At 57.5% G+C, this 22,625-nt stretch carries 25 protein-coding genes and 1 riboswitch; of the genes, 11 read left to right on the top strand and 14 right to left on the bottom strand.

The window, feature by feature from the left end:
- The first annotated feature begins 27 nt into the window (after nucleotides 1-27).
- From AC2T6E_RS05200 to AC2T6E_RS05180, 5 genes are all read left to right on the top strand, one after another.
- The gene (locus AC2T6E_RS05200) at nucleotides 28-1,332 is read left to right on the top strand and encodes a carbohydrate ABC transporter permease (RefSeq protein WP_024909615.1); all 1,305 of its coding nucleotides are present in this window, start codon (nucleotides 28-30) and stop codon (nucleotides 1,330-1,332) included.
- An 11-nt stretch (nucleotides 1,333-1,343) separates the two neighbouring features.
- Entirely contained in the window at nucleotides 1,344-2,195 is an 852-nt protein-coding gene (locus AC2T6E_RS05195; RefSeq protein ID WP_042715482.1) for a sugar ABC transporter permease, read from the top strand.
- A gap of 2 nt (nucleotides 2,196-2,197) precedes the next feature.
- Nucleotides 2,198-3,400, top strand: a complete 1,203-nt coding sequence (locus tag AC2T6E_RS05190; protein WP_486690770.1) for a glycoside hydrolase family 53 protein — start codon at nucleotides 2,198-2,200, stop codon at nucleotides 3,398-3,400.
- 29 nt (nucleotides 3,401-3,429) lie between these two features.
- A complete protein-coding gene (locus tag AC2T6E_RS05185; RefSeq protein WP_253179069.1) occupies nucleotides 3,430-5,487 on the top strand; it encodes a beta-galactosidase in 2,058 nt (685 codons plus the stop codon).
- A gap of 131 nt (nucleotides 5,488-5,618) precedes the next feature.
- A complete protein-coding gene (locus tag AC2T6E_RS05180; RefSeq protein WP_072250618.1) occupies nucleotides 5,619-5,861 on the top strand; it encodes a PTS sugar transporter subunit IIB in 243 nt (80 codons plus the stop codon).
- A gap of 104 nt (nucleotides 5,862-5,965) precedes the next feature.
- Here AC2T6E_RS05180 and AC2T6E_RS05175 read toward each other — a convergent pair whose 3' ends face one another.
- Nucleotides 5,966-7,231 (bottom strand): maltoporin, encoded by a 1,266-nt coding sequence (locus tag AC2T6E_RS05175; protein WP_100165109.1) that lies wholly within the window; start codon nucleotides 7,229-7,231, stop codon nucleotides 5,966-5,968.
- A 269-nt stretch (nucleotides 7,232-7,500) separates the two neighbouring features.
- On the opposite strand from AC2T6E_RS05175, the gene AC2T6E_RS05170 reads away from it, so the two are divergent.
- Nucleotides 7,501-8,577 carry a LacI family DNA-binding transcriptional regulator gene (locus AC2T6E_RS05170; RefSeq protein WP_010429458.1) on the top strand — a complete coding sequence of 359 codons (1,077 nt, stop codon included), beginning with the start codon at nucleotides 7,501-7,503 and terminating at the stop codon, nucleotides 8,575-8,577.
- Between the two features lie 42 nt (nucleotides 8,578-8,619).
- Here the strand turns inward: AC2T6E_RS05170 and AC2T6E_RS05165 are convergent, their stop codons facing one another.
- Nucleotides 8,620-9,621, bottom strand: coding sequence for a magnesium transporter (locus AC2T6E_RS05165; RefSeq protein WP_278435942.1), 1,002 nt, complete (start codon nucleotides 9,619-9,621; stop codon nucleotides 8,620-8,622).
- A gap of 60 nt (nucleotides 9,622-9,681) precedes the next feature.
- Nucleotides 9,682-9,851, bottom strand: a riboswitch (M-box (ykoK) riboswitch).
- A 159-nt stretch (nucleotides 9,852-10,010) separates the two neighbouring features.
- Here AC2T6E_RS05165 and AC2T6E_RS05160 point away from each other — a divergent pair.
- Nucleotides 10,011-10,514: a DedA family protein gene (locus AC2T6E_RS05160; protein ID WP_108416059.1), complete on the top strand. Its 504-nt coding sequence runs from the start codon at nucleotides 10,011-10,013 to the stop codon at nucleotides 10,512-10,514.
- Nucleotide 10,515: 1 nt separating this feature from the next.
- Here the strand turns inward: AC2T6E_RS05160 and AC2T6E_RS05155 are convergent, their stop codons facing one another.
- Complete coding sequence (locus tag AC2T6E_RS05155) at nucleotides 10,516-11,265, bottom strand: SDR family oxidoreductase (RefSeq protein WP_108416060.1); 750 nt, start codon at nucleotides 11,263-11,265, stop codon at nucleotides 10,516-10,518.
- A gap of 100 nt (nucleotides 11,266-11,365) precedes the next feature.
- On the opposite strand from AC2T6E_RS05155, the gene AC2T6E_RS05150 reads away from it, so the two are divergent.
- Entirely contained in the window at nucleotides 11,366-11,725 is a 360-nt protein-coding gene (locus tag AC2T6E_RS05150; RefSeq protein ID WP_042718861.1) for a winged helix-turn-helix transcriptional regulator, read from the top strand.
- Between the two features lies 1 nt (nucleotide 11,726).
- Here the strand turns inward: AC2T6E_RS05150 and AC2T6E_RS05145 are convergent, their stop codons facing one another.
- Nucleotides 11,727-12,521 (bottom strand): SDR family NAD(P)-dependent oxidoreductase, encoded by a 795-nt coding sequence (locus AC2T6E_RS05145; RefSeq protein ID WP_214605524.1) that lies wholly within the window; start codon nucleotides 12,519-12,521, stop codon nucleotides 11,727-11,729.
- A gap of 125 nt (nucleotides 12,522-12,646) precedes the next feature.
- Complete coding sequence (locus AC2T6E_RS05140; protein ID WP_486690764.1) at nucleotides 12,647-13,090, bottom strand: winged helix-turn-helix transcriptional regulator; 444 nt, start codon at nucleotides 13,088-13,090, stop codon at nucleotides 12,647-12,649.
- 151 nt (nucleotides 13,091-13,241) lie between these two features.
- Here AC2T6E_RS05140 and agp point away from each other — a divergent pair, with 151 nt between their 5' ends.
- Nucleotides 13,242-14,483 (top strand): bifunctional glucose-1-phosphatase/inositol phosphatase, encoded by a 1,242-nt coding sequence (gene agp / locus AC2T6E_RS05135; RefSeq protein WP_174339328.1) that lies wholly within the window; start codon nucleotides 13,242-13,244, stop codon nucleotides 14,481-14,483.
- 33 nt (nucleotides 14,484-14,516) lie between these two features.
- On the opposite strand, the gene AC2T6E_RS05130 is transcribed toward agp, so the two are convergent.
- Both AC2T6E_RS05130 and wrbA read right to left on the bottom strand, forming a co-directional pair.
- Nucleotides 14,517-14,744, bottom strand: a complete 228-nt coding sequence (locus AC2T6E_RS05130) for a YccJ family protein (RefSeq protein ID WP_008499832.1) — start codon at nucleotides 14,742-14,744, stop codon at nucleotides 14,517-14,519.
- A 20-nt stretch (nucleotides 14,745-14,764) separates the two neighbouring features.
- A complete protein-coding gene (wrbA, locus tag AC2T6E_RS05125; RefSeq protein WP_010429487.1) occupies nucleotides 14,765-15,361 on the bottom strand; it encodes an NAD(P)H:quinone oxidoreductase in 597 nt (198 codons plus the stop codon).
- Between the two features lie 392 nt (nucleotides 15,362-15,753).
- On the opposite strand from wrbA, the gene AC2T6E_RS05120 reads away from it, so the two are divergent.
- Nucleotides 15,754-15,924: a con-10 family general stress protein gene (locus AC2T6E_RS05120; protein WP_001273664.1), complete on the top strand. Its 171-nt coding sequence runs from the start codon at nucleotides 15,754-15,756 to the stop codon at nucleotides 15,922-15,924.
- A gap of 117 nt (nucleotides 15,925-16,041) precedes the next feature.
- Nucleotides 16,042-16,962: a DMT family transporter gene (locus tag AC2T6E_RS05115; protein WP_174339329.1), complete on the top strand. Its 921-nt coding sequence runs from the start codon at nucleotides 16,042-16,044 to the stop codon at nucleotides 16,960-16,962.
- Nucleotides 16,963-17,064: 102 nt separating this feature from the next.
- Here AC2T6E_RS05115 and rutG read toward each other — a convergent pair whose 3' ends face one another.
- From rutG to rutA, 7 genes are read right to left on the bottom strand one after another with little or no spacing between them, the layout of a single operon-like run.
- Nucleotides 17,065-18,381: a pyrimidine utilization transport protein G gene (gene rutG / locus AC2T6E_RS05110; RefSeq protein WP_174339331.1), complete on the bottom strand. Its 1,317-nt coding sequence runs from the start codon at nucleotides 18,379-18,381 to the stop codon at nucleotides 17,065-17,067.
- Nucleotides 18,382-18,402: 21 nt separating this feature from the next.
- On the bottom strand, nucleotides 18,403-18,894 hold the full coding sequence (gene rutF / locus AC2T6E_RS05105) for an NADH-dependent FMN reductase RutF (RefSeq protein ID WP_029485030.1): 492 nt from the start codon (nucleotides 18,892-18,894) through the stop codon (nucleotides 18,403-18,405).
- A gap of 13 nt (nucleotides 18,895-18,907) precedes the next feature.
- Nucleotides 18,908-19,498, bottom strand: a complete 591-nt coding sequence (locus AC2T6E_RS05100) for a malonic semialdehyde reductase (protein WP_174339332.1) — start codon at nucleotides 19,496-19,498, stop codon at nucleotides 18,908-18,910.
- Between the two features lie 9 nt (nucleotides 19,499-19,507).
- Nucleotides 19,508-20,308: a pyrimidine utilization protein D gene (gene rutD / locus AC2T6E_RS05095; RefSeq protein WP_278435938.1), complete on the bottom strand. Its 801-nt coding sequence runs from the start codon at nucleotides 20,306-20,308 to the stop codon at nucleotides 19,508-19,510.
- A gap of 7 nt (nucleotides 20,309-20,315) precedes the next feature.
- Complete coding sequence (gene rutC / locus AC2T6E_RS05090) at nucleotides 20,316-20,702, bottom strand: pyrimidine utilization protein C (protein ID WP_010429508.1); 387 nt, start codon at nucleotides 20,700-20,702, stop codon at nucleotides 20,316-20,318.
- A gap of 11 nt (nucleotides 20,703-20,713) precedes the next feature.
- The gene (rutB, locus tag AC2T6E_RS05085) at nucleotides 20,714-21,403 is read right to left on the bottom strand and encodes a pyrimidine utilization protein B (protein WP_108416066.1); all 690 of its coding nucleotides are present in this window, start codon (nucleotides 21,401-21,403) and stop codon (nucleotides 20,714-20,716) included.
- Nucleotides 21,403-22,494 carry a pyrimidine utilization protein A gene (gene rutA, locus AC2T6E_RS05080; RefSeq protein WP_316383381.1) on the bottom strand — a complete coding sequence of 364 codons (1,092 nt, stop codon included), beginning with the start codon at nucleotides 22,492-22,494 and terminating at the stop codon, nucleotides 21,403-21,405. Before rutA ends, rutB begins: the two co-directional genes overlap by 1 nt.
- Between the last annotated feature and the right edge of the window lie 131 nt (nucleotides 22,495-22,625).

Below are 22,625 nucleotides of genomic sequence, written 5' to 3'. Positions count from 1 at the left end.
CTCCCGTTTTATTGAAAGGAGTTGTCTGTGAGTATCATCCCGGAAAATTTTGCCAGACCGCACGGGGCCGGGCGTCACGCCTGGACCGGCCTGCTGCTGGCGGTCATCCCCGGCTTCGGCCAGTTCTATCACCGCCAGTGGCTGAAGGGCGTTATCTTCCTGGTGCTGCTGGCCAGTTTTATCGGCGTTTTTGCCGATTTCCTGCGCGAAGGACTTTGGGGGCTGGTGACGCTGGGGGAGGAAGTGCCGCGGGATAACTCCATCTTCCTGCTGGCAGAAGGGATCATTAGCGTACTGATCGCCGCATTTGGCGTGATGGTGTATTACCTGTCGATGCGTGATGCCTGGGTCAACGGTCGAAAACGCGATGAAGGGCTGGGGCTAAACAGCGTGCGTAAGCAGTATCAGATGCTGCTGAGCGACGGCTTTCCGTATCTGATGATCACGCCGGGCTTTATTCTGCTGGTGTTTGTGGTGGTTTTCCCGATCCTCTTCGGTTTTGCCATCGCCTTTACTAACTACAATCTTTACCACACGCCGCCGGCTAAGCTGGTGGACTGGGTTGGGTTTAAGAACTTCATCAATATTTTCACGCTCTCCATCTGGCGCTCAACCTTCTTTGACGTCCTGCAGTGGACGGTGGTCTGGACGCTGCTCGCCACCACGCTGCAATGTACCGTGGGCGTACTGCTGGCTATCCTGGTGAACCAGAAAGACCTGCGCTTTAAGCCGCTTATCCGCACCATCTTCATTCTGCCGTGGGCGGTGCCGGGCTTTGTCACCATTCTGGTGTTTGCCGGAATGTTCAACGACTCTTTCGGTGTGATAAACAATGCCATTCTGGCCTTCTTCGGCATTGCGCCGAAAGCCTGGATGACCGATCCGTTCTGGACCAAAACGGCGCTGATCCTGATGCAGACTTGGCTCGGCTTCCCGTTTGTTTTTGCCATGACCACCGGCGTGCTGCAGGCGATCCCTGACGATTTGTACGAAGCCGCCACCATGGACGGGGCCAGCAGCGCGACCAAGCTGCGCACCATCACGCTGCCGCTGGTGCTTTATTCCATTGCGCCAATACTGATTACCCAATACACCTTCAACTTCAATAACTTCAACATCATCTACCTGTTCAACAACGGCGGGCCGGCGGTGGTGGGGTCCAATGCGGGTGGGACAGATATCCTGGTGTCGTGGATCTACAAGCTCACCATGTCGTCGTCGCAGTACGCGATTGCGGCGACCATCACTATCCTGCTGTCGATCTTTGTCGTCGGCCTGGCGCTGTGGCAGTTCCGCGCCACCAAATCTTTCAAAAACGACGACATGGCGTAAGGGACGTAACAATGGCTCAATCACAAAGTATTAAACGTGAGAAGTGGGTACGCCTCTCGCTCTCCTGGCTGGTTATCGTGCTGGTGTCGACGATTATCATCTACCCGCTGGTGTGGACGGTCGGCGCGTCGTTTAACGCGGGTAATAGCCTGCTCAGCTCCTCAATTATTCCAGAGAACTTTTCGGTGCAGCACTACGCCGACCTGTTTAATGGCCAGGTGAACTACATGACCTGGTACTGGAACTCGATGAAAATCAGCTTCCTGACCATGGTGCTGACCTTAATCAGCGTCAGCTTTACCGCCTATGCCTTTTCGCGCTTTCGCTTTAAGGGACGCCAGAACGGGCTGATGCTGTTCCTGCTCCTGCAGATGATCCCCCAGTTCTCGGCGCTGATTGCCATCTTCGTGCTGTCGCAGCTTTTGGGCCTCATCAACAGCCATCTGGCGCTGGTGCTGATCTACGTGGGCGGCATGATCCCGATGAATACCTACCTGATGAAAGGCTACCTCGACGCCATCCCGAAAGATCTGGATGAATCCGCGCGCATGGACGGGGCCAGTAATTTCCGGATTTTCATCGAAATTATCATGCCGCTATCGAAGCCAATTGTGGCGGTGGTGGCGCTGTTCTCTTTCACCGGGCCGCTGGGGGATTTCATCCTCTCCAGCACGATTCTGCGCACCCCGGACAAATACACCTTACCCATCGGGCTCTATAACCTGGTGGCGCAAAAAATGGGTGCCAGCTACACCACCTACGCGGCAGGCGCGGTGTTGATTGCGGTGCCGGTAGCGATCCTCTATCTGGCATTACAAAAATACTTCGTCTCCGGCCTGACCTCCGGGAGTACCAAAGGATAATCATGAAAAGACTCAAACCTGCTTTACTTGCCGTTTGCCTCTCATGTGGCTTTGCCGCGAGCGTGTTTGCTGCGGACGGGGTGAAAACGCGTCCTTTTAACGCCATGCCCGCGGACTTTATCAAGGGCGCGGATATTTCGACGCTGCTGGAAGCGGAACAACATGGCGCCAAATTTTATAACCAGAGCGGCCAGCAGCAGGACGCGATGGCTATCCTCAAAGCTAACGGCGTGAACACCGTGCGCCTGCGCCTGTGGGTTGATCCGCAGGATGCCGACGGCAACACCTACGGCGGCGGCAGTAATAATCTCGAAAACACCCTCGCGCTGGCGAAGCGCGTAAAGGCGCAGGGCCTGAAGCTGCTGCTCGATTTCCACTACAGCGATTTCTGGACCGATCCGGGCAAACAGTTCAAGCCAAAAGCCTGGGAGAAGATGGACTACCCGCAGCTGAAAACGGCTATTCATGACTATACCCACGACACGATCGCCCGCTTTAAGAAAGAGGGCGTATTGCCGGACATGGTGCAGATAGGAAACGAAATTAACGGCGGCATGCTGTGGCCGGAAGGGAAAAGCTGGGGGCAGGGCGGCGGTGAATTTGACCGCCTGGCCGGGCTGCTCAACGCCGCGATTGGTGGGCTAAAGGAGAACCTGACCGACGGCGAGCAGGTGAAAATCATGCTCCATCTGGCCGAAGGCACCAAAAATGACACCTTCCGCTGGTGGTTTGATGAAATCACGAAGCGCGACGTGCCGTTCGATATCATCGGCCTGTCGATGTACACCTACTGGAACGGCCCGATTAGCGCGCTGAAGACCAACATGGATGACATCAGCAGGCGCTATAACAAAGACGTAATTGTGGTGGAAGCGGCCTACGGCTATACGCTGGAGAACTGCGATAACGCCGAGAACAGCTTCCAGGCCAAAGAAGAAAAGGACGGTGGCTATCCCGGCACCGTTCAGGGTCAGTACGACTATATTCACGATTTAATGCAGTCCGTTATTGATGTGCCTGACCGTCGCGGCAAGGGCATCTTTTATTGGGAACCGACCTGGATAGCCGTTCCGGGCACCACGTGGGCCACCAAAACCGGCATGAAATATATCCATGACGAGTGGAAAGAGGGTAATGCCCGTGAGAATCAGGCGTTATTTGATTGCCAGGGTAAAGTGCTGCCGTCAATAACGGTATTTAACTAGTTTTTATCTCCATTCAGGATGTTTTAAATATGAATAAATTTGCGCCTTTAAGTCCAAAGGTCGCGGCGTTATTGCATGGCGCCGACTATAACCCGGAGCAATGGGAGAATTACCCCGGTATTATTGAAAAAGATATCGCCATGATGCAGCAGGCGAAATGTAATGTCATGTCGGTGGGGATATTTAGCTGGGCGAAACTGGAACCGCATGAAGGGGAATATGATTTTGCCTGGCTGGACAGCATTATTGAAAAACTCTATGCGGCGGGCATTCATATATTTCTCGCTACGCCGAGCGGCGCGCGTCCGGCATGGATGTCGCAAAAATATCCGGAAGTGCTGCGCGTCGGGCGCAACCGCGTCCCCGCGCTGCACGGCGGGCGTCATAACCACTGCATGTCGTCTCCGGTCTACCGCGAAAAGACGATGAAAATTAACAGCCTGCTGGCGGCGCGTTATTCGCATCATCCGGCGGTGCTGGGCTGGCATATCTCCAATGAGTACGGCGGCGAATGCCACTGTAGCCTGTGTCAGGAACGCTTCCGCGACTGGCTAAAGGCGCGCTACAAAACCCTCGACGCGCTGAACCATGCGTGGTGGAGCACCTTCTGGAGCCATACCTACACCGACTGGTCGCAGATTGAGTCCCCCGCGCCGCAGGGGGAAGTGTCGATTCACGGCCTGAATCTCGACTGGCGCCGCTTCAATACCGCGCAGGTCACCGATTTTTGCCAGCATGAGGTGGCACCGCTGAAGGCCGCCAATGCCGAACTGCCGGTGACGACCAACTTTATGGAGTATTTCTACGATTACGACTACTGGCAGCTGGCGAAAGCGATCGACTTCATCTCCTGGGACAGCTACCCGATGTGGCACAAGGAGAAAGACGAAACGCAGCTGGCCTGCTATACCGCCATGTACCACGACATGATGCGCAGCCTGAAGGGCGGTAAACCCTTTGTGCTGATGGAGTCCACGCCGAGCACCACCAACTGGCAGCCGACCAGCAAGCTGAAAAAGCCGGGGATGCATATTCTCTCCTCTATTCAGGCGGTAGCGCACGGGGCGGATTCTGTGCAGTACTTCCAGTGGCGTAAGAGCCGCGGGTCGGTGGAGAAATTCCACGGTGCGATTATCGATCACGTGGGGCATCTTGATACCCGCGTCGGGCGCGAAGTGACGCGTCTGGGGGAGATGCTGGCGCGTCTGCCTGAGGTGGTGGGTTGCCGCACCGACGCGCGCGTGGCCATTATCTTTGACCAGCAAAACCGCTGGGCGCTGGACGATGCCGAAGGCCCGCGCAACATGGGGCTGGAGTACGAAAAAACCGTCAACGAACACTATCGTCCATTCTGGGAAAAGGGCATCGCGGTCGACGTCATCGACGCTGACGGCGATCTGAGCCGCTACGCACTGGTGATTGCCCCCATGCTCTACATGGTGCGCGAAGGTTTCGCCGAGCGGGCGGAAGCCTTTGTGGCCGCGGGCGGGCATCTGGTGACGACCTACTGGAGCGGGGTAGTGGATGAGACCGATCTCTGCCACCTCGGTGGTTTCCCGGGCCCGCTGCGCAAGCTCCTCGGCATCTGGGCTGAAGAGATAGACTGCCTGGGCGAGGGGGAGCGAAACCTGGTTCAGGGGCTGGCGGGCAATGCGGCGGGCCTGCAGGGGCCGTATCAGGTCAGGCATCTGTGCGAGCTGATCCATACTGAATCCGCGCAGGCGCTGGCGACCTACCGGGATGATTTCTACGCCGGTCGCCCTGCGGTGACGGTCAACCGCTTCGGCAAAGGCAAGGCGTGGTACGTGGCGTCGCGCAACGACCTGCCGTTCCAGCGCGATTTCTTCGCCGGGATTATCGACGAGCTGGCGCTGCCGCGCGCAGTCGAAGGGGATTTCCCTCCGGGCGTGGTCGCCACGGCACGCACGGATGGCGAAACCGCCTGGGTGTTTGTGCAGAACTACACTTCCCAGCAGCAGCTCATCACGCTGCCGCAGGGGTATACGGACTGCATGACCGACGCCGCCGCTGCGGGCGATACCGTGCTGCTGGCGTGGGACTGTCGGGTGCTCAGGCGTAAGGCGTAGTTGATTTTCTCCCTCTCCCTGTGGGAGAGGGTTGGGGTGAGGGCATCAGACCGCACCGTCCTGGCAACAAGGCACAAAACGCCTGCTCCCCGAGCAGGCATTTTTTTATCTGCATAACAGAGAGGCGTATTATGGACAGTCAAATTACCCAGCGTTTAATTCCGGCATTTGGCGGCGACGATAATATCGAGCACGTCGAAGCCTGTATTACCCGCCTGCGCGTGACGGTAAAAGATTTGAATAAGGTCGATTCACAGGCGTTACAGAATGAGGGGGCGCTGGGGGTGATTATTATCGGTCAGCAGGTGCATGCTATATTCGGCAGGCAGTCTGATACATTACGGAAATTATTAGACGAACATTTTAATCAGTAAATATAAAAAAGGGATAGCCAAAGTAATGGCTATCCCAAAGCAGTAAAATAGACTGCAGGTTGCTGGAGATACGATAACGATTAACGCAAATTATGAATTAAGACTTACCACCAGGCCTCGACCTGCACACCAAAGTTCCAGGTATTGTTGGCCGTGCCATCCTCGAAGGATTGCCCTTTTTCGGAGTCATTCAGATAGGAGGCGAACACGCGCAGTTCAGGACGTGACATAAACTCAGGACCGTCTGCCAGGCCCAGCGCGAGGGTGTACTTCTCGCCGCTCTGCTTGTACTTAGCGCCGTCGGTGTAAGTATCTTCCTGGTAGAATCCGCCCACTTCGCCAATCAGACGCACGTACTCGGTGAACTGATACTGCGCGCGCCCCACCAGCGATACCAGGCGTGATTTGTCCGTATACTGCGTGGTGTCGTCTGCCGAGCCCCATGTCAGGACGTGGTTAAAGGAGAACTTGTCGGTAATCGGAATTAAGCCGGTGTTAATCACGCGGTAGCCGGTGGCGTCGTTCACGTAGTTCCACATGTCGTACCAGCCCCCACCCTGTGAAACCATGTTCTGGGCCAGACCTTTATTGGCGTACTGCAGCACCAGCTTGTTATAGCCGCCAAACATATCCTGGCTGATCTCACCGGTGACCATCACGCCGTTATCGGCCTCGTACAGCCCGCCGTACTCTTTCTGCTTGTTGGTCGGGTTTGGCATGGCGTAATCAATACCCACTTCCGTCCACGCGCCCGCCCACGGCTTCCAGCCCGCATAGCGAAGGTCGATGTAGTTGATGTTAACGTCGCTGTCGCCATCCACGCGGTAGTCCACGTCGTTGGCATCGCCGCGGATCCACGCAACGGAGACTGCGCCCGGGCCAAGCGTGTAGTTCTCGATACCCGCACCGGAGCCGGAAATATTCCAGTATTTGGTATCAATGATGTGCAGGTCATGGCGCTGGTAGTAGCGCTTACCGCCCCAAATCACCGCATTGGGATCCCCGGGGATCAGCCCCTTGATCTGCAGGTTAAGCTGGCGCAGGCCGAACTGGGCATCGTCATCTAAGGTGGTTTCATTGTCGTTGGAGCCGTCTGATACCATGCTCACCATGCTGTCGAGATAGAAACTGACGTCGTTCTTTTTGTATACCTCAGAGCCTAGCTCCAGCTCGCCGTAGGTGTCGGCCTCGTTACCCAGACGGCCAATTTTGTTTTTTTGCCACTCCTCCATCCCACCATCCCGTGAGACGCCCACGCCGGAGCGAAGATATCCATGAAAATCAATCGGTACTGAAGACGCTGCAAACAGCGAAGGCGATGCCAGCGCGGCAGCCAACGCAACAGATACAGAGCGGATCGTCGTGTTCATTGTAACCCTCTTATTGTTTTGTAATACGTTCACAAATCCGCTGTCATAAAATGCCTAAACCCGTTGGCTGGCAATTGCACGATCTGAAATGTGTGATTAACTGCAAATAAAATAGACAATTTTGTTACGAACGATGAGATCTGACACAAATTATGGCATTGTGAGCGTCATACTTTTTGATGGTGTTATGCCCGCAGCGAGAGGGTGGTAAGCGTTTTTTTTCAGCACCCCTGTTACAATCAGCGCATAACAACATAAGGAACCGGACCATGAAGTCGAAAAGCGCAACGTTAGAGGACGTGGCACGCCATGCGGGCGTCTCCTATCAGACCGTGTCCAGGGTACTGAATAAGTCTGCCAATGTATCCGACGCCACGCGCAGCAAGGTGGAGAAATCCATAGAGTTATTGCGGTATGTACCCAACCGACTGGCTCAGCAGCTGGTGGGTAAGCAGAGCCAGACCGTTGGGCTGGTGACCATTTCGCTGGCGCTGCACGCGCCTTCGCAGGTTGCGGCGGCGGTGAAACGCTATGCCAATGTGGAAGGCTACCAGGTACTGATCTCAATGATTGATGAGAACGTCAACCACAGCATCCAGGATTCCATCAACGAGCTGAAATCCCAGCTGGTGAGCAAAGTGATCATCAACGTGCCGCTGGAGGCTGAAGCGGCGCAGAAAATCGCCACCGACAACGACGACATTGTCTGCCTGTTCCTCGACGTGGACCCGTACAGTTCCGTGTTTAACGTTTCGTTTAACCCGGCGGACGGCACCCGCGCCAGCGTCAAATATCTTTACGAACTGGGGCATCGCGACATTGCCCTGCTGGCGGGGCCGACGTCTTCCGTCTCGGCGCAGCTGAGGCTGAAAAGCTGGATCGAGACCCTGAAGGGCTACGGCCTGGAGCCAGCATCGGTCATTCGCGGCAACTGGGATGCGCAAAGCGGTTATTCGGGAGCGTTGCAAATGCTGCGGGAAACGGCGCAGTTTACCGCCGTGCTGGTGGCTAACGACCAGATGGCGCTCGGCGTGCTGAGCGCATTCCATCAGCAGCAGATTTCAATTCCGGGCGAGAAGTCGGTGATTGGCTACGATGACACCTATGAAAGCTCGTTCTTCTACCCGGCGCTGACGACGGTATCGCTGGATTTAGATCTGCAGGGTAAAGAGGCGGTGCGCCGTATTCTCGACAGCGGTGAAGAGAATGCCCAGCGCATGTCCTCGATTTTACCTGCCCGTCTGGTGGTGCGTCAGTCCACCGGGCCAAAAGGGGAGAAGGGGAAAAACCTGCAGGCGCTTGCCCAGCAGCTGCGTGAGATCGCGCATCAGCTCGGCGATGCGTAGCGAAGTGAGCACCTCAATCACGTGAATGAGGTGCTCGCAAGCTTACTCTAGCCCCAGCGTGTACTGGGCAATTTTGAAGTAGATAATCAGCCCGGTCCCGTCAATCAGCGTGGCGATAAACGGTGCGGACACCACGGCAGGGTCGATCCGGCAGCGCTTGAGCACCATCGGGATCACGGACGACACAATCGCGCTCCAGAGCGTGATACACACCAGCGTCAGGCTGACGATAAGCGTGATCTCCAGGCCGATACCCATTATCCAGGCGCGGATACACCCGGCGATGCCGAGCGTGGCGGCAATCATCAGCGAGGTAGTCATCTCTTTGCGCAGCACGCGCCCGACGTCGCGAAGGTGGACTTCTCCCAGCGCCATCGCGCGCACCAGCGTGGAGGTGATCTGCGTCCCGCTGTTGCCGCCCGTGCCAATCAGCAGCGGAATAAAGAACGCCAGCGCAATGGCGGACTCCAGCGCCTCCTCGAAGTGCTGGATCACCGAACTGGTATACGCTTCCGCGACAAACAGCAGCAGCAGCCAGACGGAGCGTTTTTTCCACAGGCTAAAGGCGCTGGTTTCCAGATAGGGCTTTTCCAGCGGCAGCGTTGCACCCTGAAGCTGAGCATCTTCGGTGACGTCATCTTCCAGCAGATGGGCGATCTCGCGCTCGGTCAGGCAGCCGACGAGCTTGCCGTGGGTGACCACGGGCACCACATCCGCCCCGGCGTGGGCCAGCACGCCTGCCACGTCCGCACGTTCATCTTCGGGTTTAACCTGAATAAATTCCGAAATCATCAGCGCCTTAACGGACTGCAGCGTATCGGTAGTCTGCAAGAGTTTGCGCACGGCAATCATGCCCGCGAGGCGACCGTTATCTTCAATGAAAATATGCGACGGAATATCGTCGTCTTTTAATTTTTCGAAGAATTGCTCGCGCGCCAGCGCCACGCATAATGAAATATCAAGGACGATAAAATCAGTATTCATATATTGCGCGATCGCGCTGTCATTGAATGCCAGATTTTGGTTGTGAATAGCGTAAGACATAGTGAATTCCCTTTGAATAATAACATCTCTCAGGGGCGAGCAAGACAGGGCATGTCGAAGAGGAGATCCCCACGTCCTGGGTTCAGCACTGTACACCGTATCCCGTAAGGGAAGTTATACTGACAAAGCCTTGATTCGACAGTGCCTGTTTTACCCTGTGCCGGTTCTCTCGAACCCACCAGAGCGATAACGTGTATTTGTACAGGAGCCTCGCCATAACGAGATCGTCGTAAAACGAGAGGGATAATACGCTTATTTCATTTTGCCGCTCAGAAAATTAAATAATGTTTAAGAATGGTTTAGGAGAATTTTATTAATTAAACGTTGAGGGTTTATTTAAGGTGATTCATTTCTAATAAAGGATTAAATAATCAATGGAGGAGAGGAAAATGGCGTGGCTTGATAATCTGCTGAATCATTTTGCCCTCTATCCGGCACATCTTTTCGCGCTGTTATTCGTGATGGCGCTGAGTAAATCCACGGTGCTGGTCTCCTCCGTGCTGCCGCCCGCCTCGGTGATGCTGCTGGCGGGCATCAGCGTCGGCCAGGGGAGCATGCATCCTGCGCTGGCGTGGCTTGCCGTGGTGATGGGGGCAACGGCGGGGTCGGTGCTGAACTACCATATCGGCCAGCTGATGGGGCATACCCGGCTGGTCACGCGTTTCACGTCGAAGCACGCCGATAAGTTCTTGCGGGTACAGCACCAGCTGCAAAAGAACGGTGTCATCGTGCTGTTTACGTCGCGCTTTCTGGCGGTGTTACGTTACGTCGTGCCGCTGGCGGCGGGGATGCTCAGGCTGAATGCAGTCAAGGTCTACGCCGTCAGCCTGCTTTCCGCCTGTGCGTGGGCGGCGCTGTACGTCGGCGCGGTCACCGGCATCAGCGCCTTTTGATTTACAAACTTCCCATTCCGCCGTCCACCAGCAGCTCCGTTCCTACCGTATAGCTCGACTCGTCGGACGCCAGATAGAGCGCGGCTTTTGCCAGCTCCGTCGTCGAGCCCATTCTGCCGAGCGGGACCAGCTTGATGACCTCTGCCATCATCGCGTTAAGCGCCTCATCGCTTAGGCCCGTCTTCGTAAACGCCGGGGTTTCCACCGGACCGGGGCTCAGACCGTTGACGCGGATCCCGCGCGGCAGCAGCTCCGCCGACAGCGTACGCGCCAGAGACAGCAGGGCGGCCTTGCTCGCGGCATACACGCTGCTGGTGGGCAGGCCGATGCGCGCGCTCACGGAGCCGCAGAGGATAACCGACGATGGGTTATTCAGCAGCGGCAGCAGCGCCTGAATTAAAAAGAACGGTCCCTTCAGGTTGATGCCCATCAGGCGGTCCCAGGCATCCTCCTGCCAGGCTTCCAGCGGCGCGTGCGTCACGTCGCCAGCGTTGAGAAACACTGCATCGAGGCGCGGCCAGCGAGCGGCGAGAGTGTCCGCCAGCGCTTTTTGCGACGTGATATCTCCCGCATCGGTCGGGATCACCCAGGCCTTATCGCCAAGAATACGTTCTGCTTCGGCGAGGGTGTCCGGGTTGCGTCCGGTCACGGCGACGCGCGCGCCTTCGGCGATAAACGCCTGCGCGGTGGCAAGACCGATGCCGCTGGTGCCGCCGGTAATCAGCGTATATTTATCTGTTAAACGACCCATGTTCTTCTCCTGAAATGTCACTGGAGAAATCACTATAGAAACGTTAGTATCGAAAGGAAACCAGGTACCAAATGGATACTAACGCGGCAAGAGGTGTGCTATGGCAGAAATGCTGGACGTGTCATGCGAAAAAAAATCTGAGGTTTACACCTGCCCAATGACGCAGTTTGTGAACCTGATTTCCGGTAAATGGGCGATCCCGATCCTCTATCGCCTGATTATCCTCAATACGCCCGTGCGGTTTGGCGAACTGCTGAGGGCGGCCGCGCCCATCACCCAAAAAGAGCTGACCAAACAGCTTCGCCTGTTTGAACAGCGCGGGCTGGTGACGCGGACGGTCTATCCGGAGATCCCGCCGCGCGTGGAGTATCAGATAACCGACCTGGGGCTAACCCTTCAGGGGGCACTTTCTCCGCTGGCCGCCTGGGTAAGCGAATACGGCGACCAGCTGGAGCGTTAGGCTAGCGTTTTACGTAGCGCGGTGCCGGAATGCCGGTGCGCGCGCTGTTGAACAGCTCAAGGCGCGCCGCTTCGTAGCGCTCCCACAGGCCTGCGTCATGCATCGGCGGGATGGTGATCGGTTCGCCCTGATCCAGACCCGCCAGCGATGCATCCACCATATCGTCGGTGGTCATCACCGATCCTTCCGGCAGATCGTTCACCGTGACGCCTGAATGGCTCCAGATTTCTGTCGCCGTGGCGGCGGGCAGCACGGCCTGAATGCGCACATTGCTCTCGGCAAACTCTTCCTGTAGCCCACGGGTAAAGCTTAATACCCACGCTTTGGTGGCGCTGTAGAGCGCGCTGCCCGCCCGCACGTGCAGGGCCAGCACGGACGCGATATTGATCAGCGTGCCGCGATTGTTCTGCGCCAGTCGGGGCAGGATGGCGTAGGTCAGACGCATCAGCGCCGTGGTGTTCAGGGTGTTGATGGCCTGATGCTGCGCCACGTCACCTGCGAGGAACGGCGCCATCTGGGCGGTGCCCGCGTTGTTAATAAGCGTGTCAATGGCGGTATTGCTGCGCAGCTTCTCTTCCACGGCGCGGATCCCGGTCTCGTCGGTGAGATCGGCCACCAGAATATCGACGGCCACGCCATAGCGCGCGCGCAGGTCGGCAGCGAGGGTTTTCAGGCGATCCTCGCGGCGGGCAACCAGCACCAGGTTAGCACCGCGCGCGGCAAGACGGTCAGCATAGACAGCACCAATCCCGGAAGAGGCGCCCGTAATCAGGGCGGTGGTGATTTGCGTAGTCATCGTGTGTTACCTCAAGACAAAGTGGGTTATTTGGTTTCAAGATGAAACTGAATTAACTTTCTGTCATTTGGTTTTATAATGCAACCATTTTGGTGAGCATTTTGTGCTTTTGCCATCGGGAACGATCAGGAGGGGAGTTTAGCCTCGATCTCTTCTGGCGTCAGTTCGCGCCCATCGTCGGCAATAAGCGCCAGCCTGCGCAGGGGTTTGCGCTGTTCGCTATCGACCAGCACGGTGCCGCATTCGTTTTCAGCAAACAAAAATTCATTCCCCCACTGGGACAGAGCAACCAGCACCGTTTGCAGGGCGCGCCCTTTATCGGTCAGGACATACTCCTGCCAGGCGCTGCCGTCGGACGCGGGCTGAAGCGTAAGAATGCCTTCGTCGACCAGCAGCTTCAGCCGCGTGGTCAGCATGTTTTTTGCGATACCGAGGCTTTTCTGGAACTCGCCGAAGCGTTTAATCCCGCGCAGCGCATCGCGCACGATCAGCAGCGACCACCAGTCGCCGATGATATCCAGCGAACGGGCGACGGGGCAGTTGCTCTCTTCAAGGCGGGTACGTTTCACGGTCAATTCTCCGGTAGGGTGTGGTTTTATTATAAAACTAATCTGCGCGCGTCGTAAGCACGTTAATCATCACTTTGAGAAATGCTTCCCGAAAAAGCTGTCACGAATGTGTCACACTCGCCGCAACAATAAAACGCGTGAGGAATAAGGGATGAGAAAAGCACTACTCGCAGTTGCAGTCGCAGGTACTCTTTCAGTGACCTTTGGCGCACAGGCGCAGGAGACGCCAGACGGATATCAGCTGGAGCAAGTTTTAATCATGAGCCGTCACAACCTGCGCGCGCCGCTCGCCAATAACGGCAGCGTGCTGGAGCAGTCCACGCCGAAGCAGTGGCCGGAGTGGGAAGTGCCGGGCGGTCAGCTCACCACCAAGGGTGGCGTGCTGGAAGTCTATATGGGCCATTACATGCGCGAGTGGCTGGCGCAGCAGGGAATGGTAACCACCGGAGAATGTCCTCCAGCGGATAGCGTTTATGCCTATGCCAACAGCCTGCAGCGCACCGTCGCCACCGCGCAATTCTTTATCACCGGCGCGTTCCCGGGCTGCGACGTTCCCGTGCACCATCAGGAAAAAATGGGCACCATGGATCCGACCTTTAACCCGGTGATTACCGATAACTCGCCGGAATTCCGTGAAAAAGCGCTGAGGGCGATGGAGACCGAGCGGCAGAAAATGCAGCTTGGCGAAAGCTATAAGCTGCTGGAGCAAATGACGAACTACGCGGATTCTCCGTCCTGCAAAGAGAAAAAGGTCTGCTCGCTGGCAGACGCGAAAGACACCTTCAGCGCCGACTATGAAAAAGAGCCTGGCGTATCCGGGCCGCTGAAGGTGGGTAACTCGCTGGTGGATGCGTTTACGCTGCAGTATTACGAAGGCTTCCCGGCCGACCAGGTGGCCTGGGGCGAAATTAAGACTGACCAGCAGTGGCGCGTGCTGTCGAAGCTGAAGAACGGCTATCAGGACTCGCTGTTTACCTCCACCGAGGTGGCGCAAAACGTGGCGAAGCCGCTGGTGAAGTACATTGATAAAACCCTGGTCACCGAGCAGGCGAAAGCGCCTAAGATCACACTGCTGGTGGGGCATGATTCGAACATTGCTTCCCTGCTCACCGCCCTGGATTTCAAACCGTATCAGCTGCACGACCAGCAGGAACGTACCCCGATTGGCGGCAAGATTGTCTTCCAGCGCTGGCATGACAAAAATGCCAACCGCGAGCTGATGAAAATTGAGTATGTCTACCAGAGCTCAGAGCAGCTGCGTAACGCCAGCGTGCTGTCACTGCAGTCGCCTGCGCAGCGCGTGACGCTGGAGCTGAAAGGCTGTCCGGTGGATGCGAACGGCTTCTGCCCTGTCGATAAATTCAATGCGGTCATGAATAACGCGGCGAAGTAAAAGAGAACCCCCCGCTGCGGCGGGGGGAAACGCTTAGACGTTTTTACGTTCGATGGTTTGCTCACCCCAGAAGAGCGAGTCTTTATCCGTTTTTTCGAAGGCGCGCACCAGCACCTCATCGTTACCTTCCTCCCAAATCTGCTCGGCCAGCTTTTCATCGTATTTCGCGACTTCAAAGATAGCTTCGGCAATCTCCGGAGAGGTATTGCGTAAACTTGCCCATTCGCCCACGTGGTGAGCTTTGGATTCTTGAGTTGGCATGCTTGTCCTCCTGTTGGGTGTTAGCCGTTCAGTTTTTTGGCCAGACCCGCGACGTGTTCACCCTGATAGCGGGCGATAGCCAGTTCTTCATTGCTTGGCTGGCGTGAACCGTCCCCACCGGCAATGGTGGTTGCACCGTAAGGCGTACCGCCGCGCACCTGGGAAACGTCAAACAGCTCCTGCGCGCCGTAGCCAATCGGCACAATCACCATCCCATGATGAGCAAGGGTAGTCCAGGTTGAGGTAATCGTCTGCTCCTGACCGCCGCCGGTGCCGGTAGAGCTGAATACGCTGGCGAGTTTGCCGTAGAGCGCCCCGGATGCCCAAAGTCCGCCGGTTTGATCGAGGAAGGTGCGCATCTGACCCGACATATTGCCGAAGCGGGTTGGGGTGCCGAAGATAATGGCATCATAATCTGCCAGCTCCTGCGGGGTGGCGACCGGGGCGTTTTGCGTTTTCCCCCCGGCTTTCGCGAAGGCTTCCGCCTGCATGGTTTCCGGTACGCGTTTCACCACAACCTCCACGCCATCAACCCTGTTTGCACCTTCTGCTACCGCGTGAGCCATGGTTTCAATGTGTCCATACATGGAATAATAGAGCACCAGAACTTTTGCCATTTTGCATCACTCCTCGTTTGTTTTTTCTGACAGCGGATCGCTGCGTTCTTTTAAAGATATGCCATCACAGCCAGACTGCAAAAATGAACGGCATTTCTTTGATATATAACAATATGATTACAAAAATGGCTTTGTAGCAAAATGAAACAACTTTCTCTCAGTCGAATTTTGAAATGATAAGAAAGGTTTATGAGTCACCGTCGCGTCGTCTCACCCAAAAGACTGAGATCATGTTGCAGAATATTACCTCTGGCTTGCTGGATAGCCGCATTCCACTAAGCTTAGTTTCACGCGGCACAGATAAAGGCACTGTCCTTGAGTCGCGAGGTGAAAGAATCCTCTTTTACTGAATGCAATATGATGTCTAATGTTTCACACTCTGGAGGTTAGAGATGGCAAACCATCGTGGTGGTTCAGGTAATTTCGCTGAAGACCGTGAAAGAGCATCAGAAGCAGGTCGTAAAGGTGGCCAGTCCAGCGGGGGTAACTTCAAAAATGACCCTCAGCGCGCATCAGAGGCTGGTAAAAAAGGGGGCAAAAACAGCCACGGCAGCAATAAGTAACACGCCGGGTTGAACCCCTGCCGCCGGGATTTCCCGGCGGTTTTTTTATTTCTGCAACATTGAACTGTAACCAAAGGCAACGCACACTAGAGAATTGATTTTAATTGCGAGTGCCGCATGTCTGTCTCACGCTTCAAATTCTCCGTAAAACCGCAGGAAGCCATCCTCATTCTCATCACCATGTTCTGGGGCGGGACGTTTCTGGCCGTCCAGTACGCGGTAACCCTCAGCGATCCGTTCTTTTTTGTTGGCCTGCGCTTTGCGACGGCGGCGCTTGCCGTAGGGCTGATTTCACTGAAAACGCTGCGGGGGCTGACGCTTAAAGAGCTTAAGGCCGGCGTGGCGATTGGTGTGGCGATAGCGATGGGCTACAGCCTGCAGACGTGGGGTTTACAGACTATCTCCAGCAGCAAATCCGCGTTTATTACCGCCATGTATGTGCCGCTGGTGCCGCTATTGCAGTGGCTCTGTCTCGGCAGAATTCCGGGCCTGATGTCCTGTATTGGCATCGTGCTGGCGTTTATCGGCCTGATCTTACTGGCCGGACCGGAAAACAACCTGCTGGCGTTGGGGCCGGGCGAAATCATCACCCTGATTGGGGCGATTGCCATTGCGGCGGAAATTATTCTGATTAGCGCCTGGGCGGGCAAGGTCGACGTTAAGCGGGTGACGGTGGTGCAGCTCGCCACGGCGTCGCTGGTGGCGTTTGCGACAATGGTGCCGGCAGGCGAGTCCGTACCGCCGATGTCCACCGGGCTGGTTGTGGTCGCACTGGGGCTGGGTATCTTCAGCGCCATTATTCAGGTCACCATGAACTGGGCGCAGCGCAGCGTATCGCCAACCCGTGCGACGGTGATTTATACCGGAGAACCGGTCTGGGCGGGCATTTTCGGGCGGCTGGCCGGGGAGCGTCTGCCGCTGCTGGCCCTGGTGGGCGCGGCATTTATTGTCGCCGGGGTGCTGGTGAGTGAGTTAAAGTTAAAAAAACGACGTAAGTCGATTGCCGGGCTGGGCACTGAACAAGGGGCAGATAGCTAACAACGCGCACGCTGCCCGTTTTGCCCGGCGGCGCTTCGCTTGCACGGGCCTACAATTGGCATGTTGGCCGGGTAAGCGTAGCGTCACCCGGTTATTTCAGGTTCAGGGGGTGATGGCTTCCGCTTGCGCTTCATCCCCTTTGCGGCGGCTCAGCAGGGCATTAAGCAGAATTGCCCCAAAGGTCGCCGTACCAATCCCGCCAATCGTAAACCCGCCCAGCGTCAGGGCGAAGTCGCCTGCGCCCAGCACCAGCGTGACCGCCACCATAATCAGGTTGCTGTTCTGGCTGAGATCGACGCGGTGCTGCACCCAGATGCGCGCCCCGGCCACGGCGATCAGCCCAAACACCACAATCGATGCGCCGCCGATGACCGGTGACGGAATGGTATGGATCAGCGCGCCGAACTTCGGTGAGAAGCCGAGCAGTATCGCCATCACCGCCGCTGCGACGAAGACCAGCGTGGAGTAGACTTTGGTGACCGCCATCACACCGATGTTTTCGGCATAGGTGGTGACGCCGCTGCCGCCCACGGAACCGGAGAGCATGGTCGCCAGCCCGTCACCGACGAACGCGCGGCCCATGTACGGGTCCATGCTGCGTCCAGTCATGCCCGCCACGGCCTTCAGGTGGCCCAGGTTCTCCGCCACCAGGATAACGGCGACGGGCGCGATAAGCATCATCGCCTGGGTGTTAAAGGTGGGCGAGGTCACCTGCGGCAGGCCGAACCAGGCAGCCTGGTGCAGCAGCGTAAAATCAACCGGTTTGCCCAGGCCAAAAACGTTCGCCAGCAGGGCGTAGACCAGACAGGCGACAATCAGCCCAACCAGGATAAGCAGACGCTGGATCATGCCCCGCGTAAACACCGCCACCACGCCGATGCACAGCACCGTGATCACCGCCATCCAGCTTTCAAACGGCGAGGCGGAGACGCTTCTGACCGCAATCGGAGCGAGGTTCAGGCCAATCGCCATCACCACGGCACCCGTCACGACGGGGGGCATCATTCGCTCTATCCAGCGCGTGCCGATTTTCATCACCACCAGACCAATCAGGGTGTACACCAGGCCGCAGGCGATGATGCCGCCGAGGGCCATGCTCAGGTTGGGGTTGATCCCCTGGCCGTTAAACCCGGTGGTGGCGATAACCACCCCGACAAAAGCGGCGCTGGAGCCAAGATAGCTGGGCACGCGCCCGCCGGTAACAAAGAAGAACAGCAGGGTACCGATACCCGACATCAAAATAGAGAGGTTGGGATCGAGTCCCATCAGCATCGGCATCAGCACCGTCGCGCCAAACATGGCAACCGCGTGCTGTACGCCCATCACCATCGTCTGCCCGAGCGGGAGGCGTTCATCCGGCGCGACCACGCCTGCTTCTGTGGAGGTCGATTTCAACTGCCAGTGGGGAAATCCGAACATGGTCTGTCTCCTTAAGGCGGGTTAACAGGCGGGTCGCATAAGCGCGTGGTAGCCGCGGTCAAACCACACCAGCCCTTGCGGCGCGGGGTGGCGAATAATCGAAACAATGTCGCAAAACAGAATGTCGTGGGTACCGACGCTGACCACCTGGCTGATGCGGCAGTCAAACGAGGCCAGCGCATCCTCCAGCCGCGGGCAGCCCGTGTCGCCCGTCTGCCAGCGGGCGGCGGCAAAGCGTTCCTCCATCGGCGTTTTCCCGCCAAACAGATTGGACAGCGGCTCCTGTCCGGCGCTCAGGGTATTCACGCAAAGGGTGCGGTTTTCGCTAAACGTTGGCCAGACGGACGCCCCGCGGTTCAGGCACACCAGCAGGGTGGGCGGTGAATCCGTGACGCTGCACACCGCGCTGGCGGTGAAGCCTGCCATCCCCGCCGGGCCGTCGGTGGTGATGATATTGACCGCCGCGCCGACGCAGGCCATGGCGTCGCGAAAGGTTTGTTTATCCGGTGTCATGACGATCGCTCCCTTACGCCAGCCCGCAGGCATCGTCGAAGGTCAGACGCGGCAGGCGCCCGTAAAGTTTGCTGGTATCGCCATAGCCAATGTTGATCAGCAGATTGCTTTTAAGCGTGGTGCCGGTGAAGAAGGTCTCGTCGACCTTTTGCCGGTCAAATCCCGACATCGGGCCAGTGTCCAGCCCCAGGGCGCGACAGGCGAAAATCAGGTAAGCAGCCTGCAATGAGCTGTTGCGAAAGGCGGTCTCTTCCGCATGCGCGGGGCTGGAGGTAAACCAACTCTTTGCATCGCCGTGCGGGAACAGCTCGGGCAGGCGCTCGTAGAATTCACCGTCCCAGGCGACAATGGCTGTGACCGGGGCGGTGAGCGTTTTCTCGAGGTTGCCGCTGGAGAGCGCCGGGCGCAGCTTCTCTTTTCCCTCTGCGCTTCGCACAAACACAATTCGCGCCGGGGAGCAGTTCGCGGACGTTGGCCCCCATTTCATCAGGTCGTAGATTTCGTGCAGCGTTTCGTCGCTGACAGGCATATCCAGCCAGCCGTTATGGGTGCGGGCGCCGGTGAACAGCGTTTCCAGCGCGGCGGGCGTAATGGCTTCGCTCATTAAAGCTCCTTATAAAACGGGTTCAGGACTGTGCAGCAGGCTGGCAAGCCCGTTCAGCAGCAGGGTGTTAAAGGTGTCCGGCTCGGTGACGTTGCAGGCATGCCCGCCCTGGCGCATCACCACGCTGTGGCTGTGTGGGATCGCCGCCTGCAGCTCGGACGAGCAAACAGCGGGCACCAGCATGTCGTCGGCGGAACAGATAATGTGTACCGGGCAGCGAATGCGCGCGGTATGGCGTCGGAAGTCGGCATTTTTTAGTGCGCTGAGCCTGCGCAGCAGATTGGTTTTACCCTGGAAATGGGCCAGCGCCAGCGCTTCTTCTGCCTCCAGGCGAGGCGCGCGGGCGGCCATCCAGTCTGCCGGGTAGAGAAACAGCGGCTGCGCCTCGACCCAGGCCTGCGCGCCGCCGGAATGCAGCAGACGCTCGCGAACGTCAAAACAGCGGCGGGTATGGGCATTGAGGGTGAGCCAACCGTTAATACACACCAGCGCAGAAACCGCGTCGGGTTTGTCGATCGCCAGCTGCAGGCCGACCAGCGCGCCCAGCGCGTGGCCCACGACGGTGTAGCGTAAGATCCCGGCATCCGTAAGCGCCTGAGCCAGTTCATCGGCCATCTGCGCCAGGCTATAGCCTTCAGGAAGGGTATCCGGGTTATTACCCGTCCCTCGCTGGTCATAGCACACCACCTGATACTCCTTTTCCAGCGCGGCGAACTGGGGCAGCCAGTAGCTACCGCTGCCTCCAAGTCCGGCAATCAGCACGACCACGGGCGCGCCCTCGAACGGGGGCGGCGAGAGAGAAAGCTTCATGGCAGCCTCACTTCGCGATGTGCGCAACGGTGGCGATTTCAACCAGCGCCTCGGGCTTCACCAGCCCGCACTGAATGCAGAACCGCGCCGGTTTATCGCCGGGGAAGAACTCGGCGTAGATCTCGTTAATCGCGGCGTAGTTTTTCCAGTCGGTGATAAAGATGCTGTTGAAGGTCACATCCTCCATCGTGCCACCCGCCGTTTCGATCACGGTTTTGATCGTCTCCAGCACGTGGCGGGTTTGCGCCTTTGGGTCGTTGATAAACACCACGTTGTTGTCTTTATCAAACGGCAGCGTGCCGGAGACATACACCACGCCGTCGGCGAGGGTGCCGGGGACAAACGGGGCGATGGGCGTGCTGGTGCCCGGCGGAATAATCACGGATTTTGGCATCAGGTGTCTCCTCAGGCGATACGGGCGAGCGGGGGAGTCAGGGCGTCGCAGAAATCATTGACGTTACTGACCCAGCCAAAAAAGGTTTCGATATTGAACAGGGCGGCTTTCTGGGCGAATTCCGGCCCGGCCTGGTGGGTCGCGTCTTCCAGCACCACGCCAAAATACTCGAGGAAAAAGCCGTCGCGCAGGGTCGACTCCACGCAGACGTTGGTGGCGATTCCGGTGAACACCAGATGGCGAATGCCCCGGCTGCGCAGCAGGCTGTCGAGCGGGGTGTTGAAAAAGCCGCTGTAGCGCGGTTTCGGCAGAACGATATCGCCCGCCTGCGGTACCAGCTCATCCACCAGCTGATAGTCCCAGCCGCCTTTCGCCAGCAGCTTGCCCTGCAGTTCGGGCCGTTTACGCATGGTTTTCAGGGCGTTCGACTTGTGGAAGTTGGGTGAGCCGGGACCGCCTGCCTCGACGTACTGGTCATCCCAGCCGTTCTGGAACCAGATGATGAGCATCCCCGCAGCGCGCGCGGCGGCGACGGCGGTTTTGATGTTCGCGATCACCGGCTGCGTGGTGGAGACGTCGAACCCCGCCAGGTCCAGATAGCCGCCCTGGCTGGCGTAGGCGTTTTGCATATCCACTACGATCAGCGCGCTCTGCTCTGGCGCAAAGGTGATGGCTTCCGGGCGTGCGTTGAGGGTCGTCATTACGCCACCTCCTTCGTGACGGCAGGGATGTGGGCGCGGCACTGCATCAGCGGCTGGATGCGCTCGCCGAAGGTCTCCACGCCGGTCAGGAAATCATCGAAGGTCAGCAGGACGCCTTCCGCGCCGGGGACGGCCGCCACTTCGTCGAGCATTCTGGCCACGCTGGCATAAGAGCCGACCAGGGTGCCCATGTTGATATTCACCGCAGAGGTGGGGTCGGCCATCTGGCGCACGTTGGTATCCGCCCCGGAGCGGGTATCCTTCTGGCTCTGCTCGGTGAGCCAGCTCAGGGCCTCCTCGTCGGCGCCGTCCTTATAGCGCTCCCATTTCGCGCGCGCGGCGTCGTCGGTTTCGTCGGCGATCACCATAAACAGCACGTAGGAGCCCACGTCGCGTCCGGTCTTGTCGGCGGCCTCTTTCATTCGCGCGGCGGTCGGGGCGAAGGCGGCAGGGGTGTTCACGCCTTTACCGAAGCAGAAGTTGAAGTCGGCGTATTTGGCGGAGAATTCCATCCCCGCGTCGCTCTGTCCGGCGCAAATCACCTTCATCGGCACCGACGGCTGCGGGCTGACGCGACAGTCGTTCATGGTAAAGAAGTCACCCTTGAAATCGCTTTTGCCCGTACCCCACAGATCGCGCAGCACCTGCACGTATTCAATCAGGTAGTCATAGCGACGCGAGAAGTAGTCGTCACCCGGCCAGAGCCCCATCTGCTCGTATTCGGGTTTTTGCCAGCCGGTGACCAGGTTGACGCCAAAGCGCCCGCCGGAGATGGAGTCGATGGTGGAGGCCATGCGCGCTACGATCGCTGGCGGTAAGGTGAGGGTGGCGGCGGTGGCGTAGATTTGGATCCGCGAGGTGACCGCGGCCAGCCCGGCCATCAGGGTAAAGGACTCCAGGTTGTGATCCCAGAATTCGGTTTTGCCGCCAAAGCCGCGCAGCTTGATCATCGAAAGCGCAAAGTCGAAATGGTAGTGCTCTGCTTTCTGCACGATGGCTTTATTCAGCTCAAAGGTCGGCATGTATTGCGGTGCTGTGGTCGAGATAAGCCAGCCGTTGTTGCCGATGGGTACAAATACGCCAATTTTCATCACGAACCTCTCTTCATTACGTCGCAGGTGTAGGGATGTTTTTGCAAAGGGAATGCCAGTTTTGAAAATGACAGTGTTATTAATGTGTTAACCAGAAGTTGGTGGATTGATGCGTCTAAATGTGGACTAAA

The organism is Enterobacter sp. B79-1 (assembly GCF_057444735.1).
Note: the sequence above shows the minus strand (reverse complement) of the source record. Positions and strands in the feature narration are given on the sequence as shown.